We start from the raw sequence: 11603 nt of genomic DNA on the forward strand, positions 1-11603 counted from the left end.
ACTATGCGGTTAGAAGGTACATGGCTGCAATTAGAGGCCGACAAGGTGCTAGTTGGATTTTTGCCACTTATTTTACGAATACAGGGCTATTTTCCGGATCTAGTTGGATTTCCGCCATCTATTTGGACGAAAATTCGCTCCAGTCGTCACTTTTACTACGATTAAGTGGCGATTATCAAACTAGACTACAGCGAACCAGCATAAACGAGCAATTTAAGTGGTGAAAATCAAACTAGTGTGTTGCCCAAGCGAAATCTAAGGACGGTATCCGCCGCCATCCCAAGCTCTTACTAGCAAGTTAGATGTCATTGCTGCATTTTGGCGCGGTCAAAGTACTAGTACCTGGGATCAACCCAAAATAAACAGACACCATGTCAAGCTAGATCATGCCAAGCTGACTTATGATATGGTCAAAGCACTGCTCTGGTCCTGGTTTGGTCTGACATTGGATTCTGTTGCACTTAATGCAGCAAAATCATCAGTTTATCCCGGATTTGGGCTTTTCTCATTTATTCTGAAGCACAGAATACACTAGAATTACTGTAGATGGACAATTTGCACCAAACTGTTGTATGAAATGCATGCTTACCGGGTGCAGGGCGGCACGGGTACCTCTGATGTTAATCAGTTTGTTTCCTGAAAGGATGAATAGTAATGCAGCGAAAAATCAATGGGCTGCTGCTCTGCTTCAGTCTGCTGGGCGGCGGGATCGCTTTTGTGCTTGGGGAGCTGCTGCTGGACCGCAGGCCCTACGATCTGCCGAATATTGTGCTGGTCGGCATCTATTTCGCGATCGTGGCACTTGGCGTCGGTATCGGCTGCCTGCTGGCGGAGATGATCTCGCCGAAGCTGAACGGCCTGTCGTGGAAGCAGCGCTACCTGAGCTTATCATGGAAGCTGCTGCCACTGACAGTAATGCTGCTGCTCGGAGTTGGCACGCTGTCCGAGTTCGTGTATGAGCTGAACTTCGGCGGGGTGAAGCCGGTCAAGAATGTCGTCATGGTAATCGACGACTCCGGCAGCATGAGCCAGAGCGACCCCGGCAACAGCCGCTACACGGCGGCCGAGGCGCTGGTAGAGCGGATGGACAGCGACAACCGGGTCGCAGTGGTCACGTTCAGTTCGGACGCTGCGGTAGTACAGCCGCTGCTTCCGCTGTCTTCGGCCGGTAACCGGGATCAGGTCATGCAGGTGATTCGCAGCCTGCAGACCACGGAAGGCGGCACGAATATCAGCGGCGCGCTGACCGAGGCGATGAATGTTGTGAACAGCGACGGCAACGGCAGCCGGGGCGCGATGGTCATCCTGCTCTCGGACGGCGTAAGCCAGTTTGATACCTCCAGCGAGCTGAACGATTATGTGAGCAGAGGTATTAAGGTGAACACCATCGGCCTCGCGCTCGATGATCCTTCCGGTTCCAATCTGCTGCGGGACATTGCAGCGGTGACCGGCGGAGAATACTACGATGTGGCCGACGCAGAACGGTTAGGCATGGTGTTCCAGCAAATCTATGATCGACTGGGTGACCGGACGCTGCTCACAGAACGCACCGATGCGACGGCGGACAGTCCTTATTATGCAGCTGTACGAATCCTCGCGTTGACACTGATCGGCACCGCACTTGGAATCGGCCTGGGCATCATCTTCGACAACCGTCATCTGGCCAAGAGCTTTGGCATCGGGGGCTTCCTCTCCGGACTCTGCGCTGGTCTGATTCTTGAATTCGGTCTTAGCGGCAGCTCGTTCGGCGATCCGCTTGTCCGGCTCATAGCACTGCTCGTGCTGGCCGGAATTATCGCGTTGTTTACGCTGGTAGTGCCGGTTGGCGAAGGGCGGCTGACCCGCCGCGGTTCCCGCAACGCGGGGGCGCCGAGCCAGACTGCCGACAGCTTTCCGTCGCCGCGCCGCAACCGCGGCAGTAAAGGATTTTAGCCGGGAAGGCTACGAAATAAGAGCAGCGGAAGTGCAAGGGAAAGCTGGAATAGAGCTAAGAAGAACAGTAGAAGAGCAATAGAAAAGATACAGAAAAGCTACAGTGAGAGTGAAAGCTGCAGAAGAGCAAGGGAACACTGCAAAAGAGCAATACAAGAGCAATAGAAGAGCTACAGAAACACTACAGCGAGATATGAAAGCTGCTGAAGAGCAACAGAAAGCACAGATAGCACAGATAGCACAGATAGCTGCAGAAACTATTAAAGATCTGCGGGAGATCTGTAGTTGACCTATAGTAGTTGAAAACAGGAAAGGGGCTGCCGGTTATGCGGTACATTGAGATGACACCCGATACCCCGGTCATTACCGGCGTAGTCTCCCGGGTGGAGGAACGGGTCTGCACACTGCGCTGGCATTGGCCGGACAGTGTGCAGGCCGTTTGCATCCACAAGGCGGCTGCGGAAGGCGGGGCGGGAGATACGCCTCCGGTGTCCGGCATGAAGCTGTATACGCGGGAAGAATACAAGGCGAACAACGGCTTCCGTGACCGGCTGGACGAGATCGGGCTGGTCGCTTATACCGTATTCGCCCGGCTGCAGGAGGACGGGGAGGCCGTGCTGGTGACCCAGCGGGACGGCAGCAACCGGACGCTGGTCAGTGCAGGCAAGGCGCGCATCTACTATTCGATCACCCAGCGCAAGGCGCTCTTCGGCAAAACAAAGAGCGTACATATGACCATTGCCGCCGAAGTGCCCGTGCCGAAGGAAGCGCTCTGCTACGTCAAGAAACGCGGCGGCGCCCCGTCCTCGCGGGAGGACGGGGTCCAGTTCCCGTTCGTGCAGGATTTCGCCGCCGGACGCAGCGCCTTGCCGCCGATCGAGATCGGCAAGGAGGATCAGGTGCGGATTTTTTTTACCGATGGACGCAAATACGGGCAGTATTATGAATTGGTTCCGGAGTGAGCCTGCCTATGAATCGGACCCGGCATAAAGAGGCGGGCAGCCGGCAGGCTGGCTGCACCTCATAATTGCGCTGTGTACATCTGCAGCGGGAGAAGTAAGGTAAGTGTGGCTGCGGAGTTCCGATGACCTGCTATAGGCGCAAGATGGCTGCCAGAGGCTGGCGTCCGGACCGGTGGTGCATACACCGCCATGCAGCTGTACAAAGCGCAGTTATCCGTTTCAGATCAAGACGCTTGTAAGAGGAGGATGAGAGATGTCGTTTTTCAGCCGCTTTATGAAGAAGAACCAGCCGCAGGCGCGGCCGCTCTTTTACGATATTGTGTGTCCCTACTGCTTCAGCAAGTTCCAGCCGGATGAAGTCGTCTTCCGGGCCATGCACAGCCGTGAGGATGATGAGAACTACGCGCTGAGTGAAGACGATGCGCTGAATAAATACCGCGAACGCTTCGGTCTCGACACAGTCGATGATCTGGAAGCTGTGTTGAACCCGGCGGATATTCCCGAGGAGTACCATCATTACACCGACCATGTGCTGACCGGTCTGACCGACCGTTATGGCGTGCTGACGCGCAGACGTCTGTGCCCGGCCTGCCATAACGAGCTGCCGGTAACGGCCGGGAAGGTGCCAAGCAATATTATTTCAATTGTCGGCGCCTCCCAGGTCGGCAAATCGGTGTATATGACCTCGCTGATTCATACGCTGCAGCATACGACGGCGGGACATTTTGACGCGGCCTGCATGCCGCTGAATGCCGAGATCAGCCGGAAGTTCCGTACGCTGTACGAAGAACCGCTGTTCGAGCGGGGCGATCTGCTGGCTTCTACGCAGAAGGAGAAGATGCAGGAGCCGTTTATTTTCCAGTTCGTGTTCAAGGATGAAGCCAAGCCGCCGCTGACGCTGGTCTTTTTTGACGTCGCTGGTGAAGGTATGGTCGATCAGGACTATCTGGGGCTGCACGGCCAGCATATCAAGAACTCCGCCGGGATCCTGTTCATGGTTGATCCGCTGCAAATTCGCTCCATCCGGGAGAAAATCCGTATCAACTACGGCGACCGTCCGGGCGCGTGGGTCTCGCAGTATGACGAGCCGCGCGATGTGGTGCTGACCCTGTTCGGTGATTTCATCGCCTATCAGGAGAAGAGCAAGACGGAGATTCCGACTGCGGTGGTCCTGACCAAAAGCGATATGCTGCACTCGCTCAAGGATGAGGACGGCGATTACATTAAATCAAACAGCAACGTGTTCAACAACTACGTGCACCGCAACACGCTGAATCTGGATGAGTTCCACAATATCGACGGGGAAATCCGCCGCTTCATTTCCAAGGTGGACCGTCCGTTCAAGGATACGATGGATGTGTATTTTGCCAATACGGGTTATTTCGCAGTTTCCGCACTGGGCAGCAATCCGGTCAATCAGAAGGTGGAGGGCGTGGTCAGCCCGATCCGGGTGGACGAGCCGTTTATCTGGCTGCTGCATAAGCTGAAGTACATTGAGGGGAGCGACGGGCCGTGAACAAGTGGTCAGGGTCCATGATTACCCAGCAGATGTACACCCGTGAACGGCGCGGCGTGTACCGGACGACAGAGGGCTTCGATACGGTGGCGAAGTCGGAAAGTCTTGACAACAATTTTGTCAAAAAAATCATTCATCCCTTCTGCCTCTACGACGCACCGGCGGAGCTGACGGCACGGGGCGAGAAGACGGAGGAGCTGTATCCTTCCGCGCTTCATCTGTTCCATACGGAATCGGGCGAGACGATTATCGGGCGTAACCGGTTTGTGGCGGCGGATTTCACCGGGCAGCGCAGCGCTTTTTTCGCTCATAATTATGTAGTGCCGCCGCTGCGCTCCGAAGAGATTACGGAGAGCTACGCTGAATGGCTGAACGCCGAATTTGCAGACAGCTATGCTGGTGAACCGGGCGGTACGCTGCCGGAGCTGGAGAAAATTCCAGTGCGCCGCCGGGAACGGAATCTGGAGCCGCAGGCGGTACTGCGCGGACTCGGCTTCACGGAAGAACTGTTCAAAGCGCTGCTGCAGGCGGTCATGACTGCGGTAGCCGGCAAAAAGAAGCTGTATGTCGCCCTCGATGTGCCCATCGGTGAGCTGTCCGCGCGGGCGCTGGAGCTGACGGAGGTGCTCTTTACTTGTCTGCCCTTTGATTTCCGGCGCAGGCTGGGCGTCATTACGTATGCCTCGGAGCCGCAAAGCCGCAAATATATTCACCTGACGTTTGTGGAACGTGGCTCGCTCCGCCCCGGCGACCGGGCCATCGAACGCGATTTCGTGTTTGATCTGCCTGCCGGGCGGATATTAAACGCTGAATTCGGCGAGGGCGGGGGAAAGCAGGCTTTTGCCGGGCTGGCCTGGAAGACGCTGGCGCAAAGGGGAAGTCTCGATGACTTCGCCCGGTTTGCCGATGCACTGCTGCGCGGAGAAAGCGCAGAGCGCAAGCTGTCGCTGGCAACGTACAATGAGCTGGCGGTCTTTTATGAGGTCGAACAGGGCAATGAAGCGCTGTATGCGGAGAATAAGACGGCCGTGCTGAGCGGATTGCTGGCCTACCTGAAGCCGGAAGGAGCGCTGGAGAGCCGGGTGCGGCTGAACGATATTTTTCTGGAGCGGTTTGACCGGGAATACGACCTGATCCGCAAACGGGGGATTCCGCAGGCGGAGCTGCTGGAGAGCTTCCGGGATTATTTTGCGCTGAACGGCCATAATTACCGGGTTAAAGTCGTCGATTATTTCATTAACGGCATGCTGAATGCCAAGGCGGCGGGAGAGGAAGCAGCTCTGGCGGCGGCTTATGGAATCATTGAAAGCAATGATGAGCTCAGCTTCTCTTTCTTCAAAAGAGTTCTGGCCCAGCCGGTGTTCCGCCGCGAGCTGCTGGAGCCTTATCTGGAAGCGCGGCTGGTCAAGGCGGGCAAGCCTGCCGATATTCTGCGTTTTGTCGCCCATTGGGGCCGGGTGCTGCCGGAGGCGCTGCTGCAATCCTCGGTCCGTGATACGGTTAAAGACTACCTGCTGGAGAAGCTGCAGCGGGACAAGGACCCGGTGGCGGCAGTGTCCGGGCTGCATGAGTACCTGGACCTGGCGGACAAAGAACGGCGCCGGGGCAGGGGAGAGGGCGCTTCGCCCGAGGCCCGCGCGCTGCTGGAGGAGCTGGCCGGGGCCGCCGACCGCTTTCTGCTAAACCGGCTGTCCTTGGAGGAGCTGTCCCTGGAGGAGCTGCTGGAGATTTCCTTCCTTCGTTATAAGGAAACCTCCGACTGGCAGCCCCCGCTGGACGCGATCAGCCGGCAGAAGGCCAATGCGCTGCGCGCGGCGTACCGGTGGTTCGGGGAGGAGAAGCCGGATGAGTCGATTTTTGCCGGGCTGACTCCCCGTGAGCTGGATGATGTACAGCTGCTGGGCCGCCGCTGGCTGAAGGAGGCCCGCGGTGCGGAGCCGTTCGAACGGCTGCCGCTGGCCTTCTACCACAGCATGGAGCGCGAGGGCGGCCCGCTCGACTATGATGCGCTGCTGGAAATGGTGGAACGCAAAGCGGACGGTGACAAGGAGACGGTGTACCGGTTCCTGGCCTGGAGCCAGGGCAACCCGCTGTTTACCGTGTCGAACAAGAAGCTGTGGCCGGGTTACCGCCGGGCGATTCTGAAGTATTTCCGCAGCCGGGACCGTGAAGCGTTCAAGAACCGCGAGTTCCGCAAAAGCTATGCTGCTGCGGCCGGTCCCGCACTGCAACATGTCTACAACGAGGTCCGCTCCCAGCAGGCTTCGCCGCTGGCGCGGTGGATCAGCCGCAGCCGTATGGGGCTGATTATCTCCGGGATTGGACTCGGCGTGGTGGTCATTGCCGCGCTGGTTGTCGCCAGTCTGCTGCGTTCCGGCGGCGATGACACCGCGCAGCCGGAGGCAAGCGCTGTAGTACCGAGCGCCACCCCTGTAGCCAGCGGGCCGGCGCCGGTCTCCGTGACGCTTGCCGCAGGCACAGATAGTGCGGGCCGGCTCGTGTTCACCTTCGCCGACCCCGTAGAATGCTCCGCCTTCAAGCCGGCGGAGATCTCGGTCGTCACCTCCGCCGGTGAGACGGAGGTGTACCCGGTCACGGCGACGACCGGCAGCTGCCTGCTGCCGTCGCCGGAGACGGATGCCGCCGGTACGGACGGCGGCAATGATGCGGCTGCGGGAACCGACGCAGCCGGGGATGAGGGCGCCGCGGCGGACAACGCGGGCGCCGGCAATGCGGCTGCGGGGAACGACGCAGCCGGGAACGAGGGCGCCGCGGCGGACAACGCGGGCGCCGGCAATGCGGCTGCGGGAACTGACGCAGCCGGGGACGAGGGCGGCGCGGCGGACAACGCGGGCGCCGGCAATGCGGCTGCGGGAACCGACGCAGCCGGGGATGAGGGCGCCGCGGCGGACAACGCGGGCACCTATCAGGTGACCGTCCAGCTCGCGGAGGACGCGGTCCTGGAGCCGGGCAGCATGATCACGGCCGGCACCTATACGCTGACGCTTGAGCCCGCCGCCGGCGCAGCGGGTACGCCGATGCCATCCGCCTCTGCACCGGCAGATGACGAAGCTGTCTCGCCCTCGCCGGGTGACGATGCAGAGGGAACGGCGGCTGATTCTGCCGGATGAGGGTAACAGTTAGCGTCAGTGGTAAAGCTTCAGACACAACGGTAAGCATCACCGGTAACAGTAAGCGCAAGAGCGAAAAGCCAAAGTAACATTAGTTTACAGTAGAGGTCATCGTCAGAGTGTGTCTTAGAGAAATCGCGAGATAGGACAACACTAACGTAGCATAATCGCCGTATAGTCGTAGGCTAGAGTTGTAGGCTAGTTTCATTATAGCTGTGGTACGGCCGTTGATATGTTTGCATTTAGCCGTGGTGTAGAGTAGTCGTAGAATAGCTTGCATTATGGCTGTGGTGTAGAGCCGTCGTAGAGTAGTTTGCATTATGGCCGTGGTAGTGCATTCGTAGAATAGTTGCATTATAGCCGTGGTATAGCCGTGGTGTATTCGTAGAGTAGTTGTAGAATAGCTTGCACTATACCCGTGGTGTAGTGAGCCGCGTAGAATAGTTGCAGTACAGTAACAGCCCATAGTAACAGCATAGGCACAAAGTACGTTCACAGTAATAGGTAACAGTTAGAGTTAACACTCATACTAATATTTGTTTGCCAGACGATTCCGGACACCAGGATTCTGCCGAAGTAACGACAGCCTGTGGTCCGGTTTTTTGCGCAAGATAGAGCTCGGCCAAAGCCCTTGAGGCGCCAACGAGCAATCAGCGGCAGGATAAATGCTGTGTTAGAGTTAAATGCATCCTGATAAATGCATTCTGTACAACTATATCGTTGAAGATAGGCTGTTTTTTCCATATAGATGTATTCTGTGCAATTAAAAACCCGGAAAAGCAGTCAAAGAAGGTCAACCCCTGCTTTTAATTGTACGAAATGCAGCTATTGTATCCCGAAGGTGCTTTTTCGAGGATTTAGTTGTACAAAATGCAGTTAAGCCAGCAGGAAGCGACTCGCGCGCCACAAGGCAACTCAGCAGACGGCTGCGTGATGTACAAAGAATAGCTTTGCCGACAGTCCGGGTGTGAAGGCCGGTAAGTTACTTATACTGGGCAGCCCGGCAGAGCAGTATAGATTAAGCCGATAAGTAGCCCAACATAAAGCGCAAGGTGGAATTGTTAGACAGGCTGGCGTCAGGAACATAAAGAAAGTGACGGGTTGTCCAGTGACGGTTTTTTTGAGAGTAACTTGTTGGGCAGCCTGGCAGTGTACTATGGAGTAAGTTGATATGTAGTAGCCCAGCATAAAGTGTTGAATTAACTTGTTAGGCAGCTCGGCAGTGTACTGGAGAGTAAGCTAGATAAGTAGTAGCCCAGTGTGGAGTGTTAAGAGTAACTTGTCAGGCAGCTCGATGTAAGTACTACAAATCAAGGTGACAGGCAGCCTGGAGTGTAGCGCTAAGAATAACACGGTAAGCAGGGCGGCAAAAAGAGGTTTTTGACGGACGGGGCTCAGCTTTGGTATAGACAGCACCTGCAATACTGGATATGATTATGAATATTGCAATTTCATAAGCGTTAGGGTAAAGGTGCGGATTCCGTGGAGGAACCCGCTTAATAGGGAAGTCCGGTGCGAGTCCGGCGCGGTCCCGCCACTGTAAATGCTGAGCGACTCTTCAGAACAGGCCACTGCCGGAAACGGCGGGAAGGCGGAGGGAAGCGGTGACGCATAAGTCAGGAGACCTGCCTTTGTCCACAAGTGGTTTCGCTTCTTCGGGGGTAAGAATGCGGAACATGGGTCTGCCAGGCATACGGATGTAACATTCCTGTCTGTGCTGCAGCTCTGATGGAATTACCCCGGCCGCCTGTTGCAGGCGGTCTTTATGTTGTGGCCGGCGAAGTCCGGCGAAGGTCTAAGGACAGGTGCAGCTACACCTTTCCTATCATCACACTACAGAAAAGAGGTCGAGATTTAACCGATGAAAAAGCACTTATCTCACATGAAATTCACTGCACTTGGACTGGCCTTCATGCTCATTGTGGCGATGTTCGGTACGGCATGGGCTCCGGCTGGACGTGCTGCCGCTGCGGAGTCGAATGCGGCTGCGGCAAAGGTCAGCGTGTCGGAGGCGGTGTATTCGGCTGCTGAATATATTCTGGGCGGCGGCGTGCAGTCCGATTGGCAGGCCATTGGACTGTCCAAAGCCGGCTACAAGGTAGACGGCAGCTACCAGAATTCACTGGAAGCCAAGGTCAAGGAGGCCAAGGGCAGCTTCAGTCGTGCAACGGATCTGGCCCGTACGATCCTTGCCGTCAAGGCACTCGGCGGCGATCCTGAGCAATTTGGCGGGTATAACCTGATTGCCCGGCTGTACAACCATGACAAGATTGCCGGGCAGACGCTGAACACCGCAGTATACGCGCTGCTGGCGCTCGATTCGGGCAGTTATTCAATCCCGGACAGTGCTGCTTGGACCCAAGCCAAGCTGCTCAATGAAATTGTAGCCAAGCAGAATACGGACGGCGGCTTTGCCCTTTCGTCAGGTGCCAGCGATCCGGATATGACGGCGATGGCTTTAACGGCATTGGCAGCCCATAAGGATGATGCCAAGGCAGCGTCTGCCGGCGAGCGGGCCGCAGCCTGGCTGTCGTCTGCGCTTGATGCAGGAGGCGGTTACGGTGACAGTAGCGAAAGTGTAGCCCAGGCCATTATCGCCTTGACTTCCTTCGGCGTCGATCCGGCTGGTAGTGCATACACCAAAGGCGGCGTGGAGCTTGCCGGCAAGCTGCTCAGCTACCGGAATGCAGACGGCGGCTTTGCCCACAATACCGGCGGCACTTCCAATACGCTGTCGACGGAGCAGGCGCTGCTGGCGCTGGCCGCTTACAGCAGCTTCGGCCAGAATGGCGGCAAGCTGTATGATTTCAGCGAAGCGGCGGTGGTTAATCCGCTCGTGCGCGTGAATGTGGCGATTGAGGGGCCGGAAGCCGCTCTTGGCCAAGCGAATGTCTATGCGGGCAATGTGCTGACCGCTCTGGAACGGGCCGCGCAGGCCAATAACCTGGCGCTCGTGAACGAATCGGGCAATTATGTGACCGGCATCGGCAGTGTCTCCGCCGGACTCTACGGCGGGTATGACGGTTGGATGTATATCGTATCCCGTGAGGGACAATGGATTTACCCGAGCGTGGGCATGAATGATTTTGCCTTGCAGGAGAATGACAAGGTGCTGGTGTATTATGGAGGAGACGTGACCCAAGTGGTGGATGCGGTGGCTGTTCATCCGCAGAAGCCAACACCGGGCGAGTCGATTACACTGACGGTGACGCAAAAGCAATGGCTCTGGAATGCAGCGACCTTCACCTCCGATCCGGTCAGCTCCCCGGCGGCGGGTGTGCAGTTGTCGGTTGGCGGCCATACGGTTACAACGGATACCTACGGCAACGCCACGATTAACGGTGGATTGTCTGCGGGACGTTATACGGTAACGATCACCGGATATGCCGAAGGTAAAGCGCCTGCGCTTGTCCGGTATACCGGGGAGCTGGGTGTAAGCTCCGGTGCGGCTTTTGCCGACGAGAAGAGCATCTCGGCATGGGCACTGGCAGCTGTGCGCAGTGCGGCCGATGCCGGACTGGTGCAGGGTGTGAGCGAGGAGTATCAGGTGTTCGCGCCAAAAGAATATATTACCCGCGCCCAATTCGCAGCGCTGCTGCTGCGGTTGACCGGTCAGGAGCCTGCGGCGGCTTCTGCGGCCCAAAGCTTCAGCGATGTGAAGCCGGGGGCCTGGTATTACGGTGCAGTGAGCAAGGCCAAGGAACTGGGCTACATCAGCGGCAACGGCAGCACGTTTAATCCGGACGGCGTGATTACCCGGCAGGATATGGCGGTAATGATTGCCAAAGCCTATGATCTGGCCGGCAACGGCGCCGCAGCGTTCAGCTTCACCGACGGCGGCAAAATCAGCCCGTACGCGCTGGAGGCGGTAAGTGCTGTAACGGCGCTGGGGTATATGAGCGGCAACGGCGGCGCTTTTGAGCCTGGCGCTTATGTGACGCGTGAAATGGCGGCGGTTGTGGCAGTCAGACTGCCATAGGTTATCCTGCGTTAAGCTATGCTGCAGGTGATTAACGGCGACCGGTTATCCGGAGCCGCATATTGTATAGGGACAGAACGGGG

5 protein-coding genes and 1 riboswitch are annotated in these 11603 nt (G+C 57.1%); all 5 genes read left to right on the forward strand.

Going from position 1 to position 11603, the window contains the following annotated elements; genetic code table 11:
* Positions 1 to 654 precede the first annotated feature (654 nt).
* The 5 genes from F1379_RS00680 to F1379_RS00700 all read left to right on the forward strand — a co-directional run bounded on the left by F1379_RS00680 (position 655) and on the right by F1379_RS00700 (position 11520).
* Positions 655 to 1932 carry a vWA domain-containing protein gene (locus tag F1379_RS00680; protein WP_150265259.1) on the forward strand — a complete coding sequence of 426 codons (1278 nt, stop codon included), beginning with the start codon at positions 655 to 657 and terminating at the stop codon, positions 1930 to 1932.
* Positions 1933 to 2258: 326 nt separating this feature from the next.
* A complete protein-coding gene (locus tag F1379_RS00685; RefSeq protein ID WP_150265261.1) occupies positions 2259 to 2894 on the forward strand; it encodes a beta-mannanase in 636 nt (211 codons plus the stop codon).
* A 253-nt stretch (positions 2895 to 3147) separates the two neighbouring features.
* Positions 3148 to 4410: a TRAFAC clade GTPase domain-containing protein gene (locus F1379_RS00690; protein WP_150265264.1), complete on the forward strand. Its 1263-nt coding sequence runs from the start codon at positions 3148 to 3150 to the stop codon at positions 4408 to 4410.
* A complete protein-coding gene (locus F1379_RS00695) occupies positions 4407 to 7541 on the forward strand; it encodes a GAP1-N2 domain-containing protein (RefSeq protein WP_150265266.1) in 3135 nt (1044 codons plus the stop codon). Before F1379_RS00690 ends, F1379_RS00695 begins: the two co-directional genes overlap by 4 nt.
* Positions 7542 to 8993: 1452 nt before the next feature.
* Positions 8994 to 9188: riboswitch (cobalamin riboswitch) on the forward strand.
* Positions 9189 to 9402: 214 nt separating this feature from the next.
* Positions 9403 to 11520: an S-layer homology domain-containing protein gene (locus tag F1379_RS00700; protein WP_150265268.1), complete on the forward strand. Its 2118-nt coding sequence runs from the start codon at positions 9403 to 9405 to the stop codon at positions 11518 to 11520.
* The last annotated feature ends 83 nt before the right edge of the window (positions 11521 to 11603 follow it).

This window comes from Paenibacillus tepidiphilus (genome assembly GCF_008635795.1).
Taxonomy (GTDB): Bacteria; Bacillota; Bacilli; order Paenibacillales; family Paenibacillaceae; genus Paenibacillus_AQ; species Paenibacillus_AQ tepidiphilus.

What these genes read in the sequence shown, in the direction of transcription:
- F1379_RS00680 (WP_150265259.1), top strand. Translation starts at nt 655, where the DNA reads ATGCAGCGAAAAATCAATGGGCTGCTGCTCTGCTTCAGTCTGCTGGGC.
- F1379_RS00685 (WP_150265261.1), top strand. Translation starts at nt 2,259, where the DNA reads ATGCGGTACATTGAGATGACACCCGATACCCCGGTCATTACCGGCGTA.
- F1379_RS00690 (WP_150265264.1), top strand. Translation starts at nt 3,148, where the DNA reads ATGTCGTTTTTCAGCCGCTTTATGAAGAAGAACCAGCCGCAGGCGCGG.
- F1379_RS00700 (WP_150265268.1), top strand. Translation starts at nt 9,403, where the DNA reads ATGAAAAAGCACTTATCTCACATGAAATTCACTGCACTTGGACTGGCC.